This is a genomic window from Aeromonas sp. Prich7-2 (assembly GCF_017939255.1).
Lineage (GTDB): Bacteria > Pseudomonadota > Gammaproteobacteria > Enterobacterales > Aeromonadaceae > Aeromonas > Aeromonas caviae.
Window position 1 is genome coordinate 1 of record NZ_JAGKRI010000261.1, and the last position, 644, is coordinate 644.

At 47.2% G+C, this 644-nt stretch carries 1 tRNA gene and 1 rRNA gene; both read right to left on the reverse strand.

The features are described from left to right. Nucleotides 1-217 precede the first annotated feature (217 nt). Nucleotides 218-293, reverse strand: a tRNA-Glu gene (locus tag J9892_RS21525). 276 nt (nucleotides 294-569) lie between these two features. After that, nucleotides 570-644 (reverse strand): 16S ribosomal RNA (locus J9892_RS21530); the annotation flags it as partial.

Here is a 644-nt window from a genome sequence, read left to right on the forward strand (position 1 = left end):
GGTGAAACCGGCACAGCTTGTTGTCGTACAACAAGGACCAAATAAAATTTGGTTTTCGCCAAGAAGTTTCCAAAGCACTTGTAACAAATGTTTGAGAACTACTTTTTAAATCAGCTTTCCAGATTGTTAAAGAGCATGTTTGCAACAGCACAAGGCTGAAGAAAACAGAGTTAAGAATCAGTTCTTAACTCTGCATTCTTGTTAGCAAGAAGAGAAGTGGCGTCCCCTAGGGGATTCGAACCCCTGTTACCGCCGTGAAAGGGCGGTGTCCTAGGCCTCTAGACGAAGGGGACGAAAATCATGCTTTGCGAAGGTCACTTCGCAATGATTTTCGTAAAGGCGACGCCGAGCCTGCGAGGCTAGCGGCCTTTAGCGCTGTTCGTTGTTATCGCTAACTCTGGCTTGGGTAGCCGCTTGCGCCGCTATTCACATCCCAACCCAACGAACGGGCTTCTCTCATTCAACCGAAGTTGAATCAGAACCGATGCATTTCTGCATCAGGTCTTTGCTCTAACTACTTTGAATCAAGGCAATCTGTGTGAACACTCAACAACTTCGTCATCTTAAGGTAAGGAGGTGATCCAACCCCAGGTTCCCCTAGGGTTACCTTGTTACGACTTCACCCCAGTCATGAATCACACCGT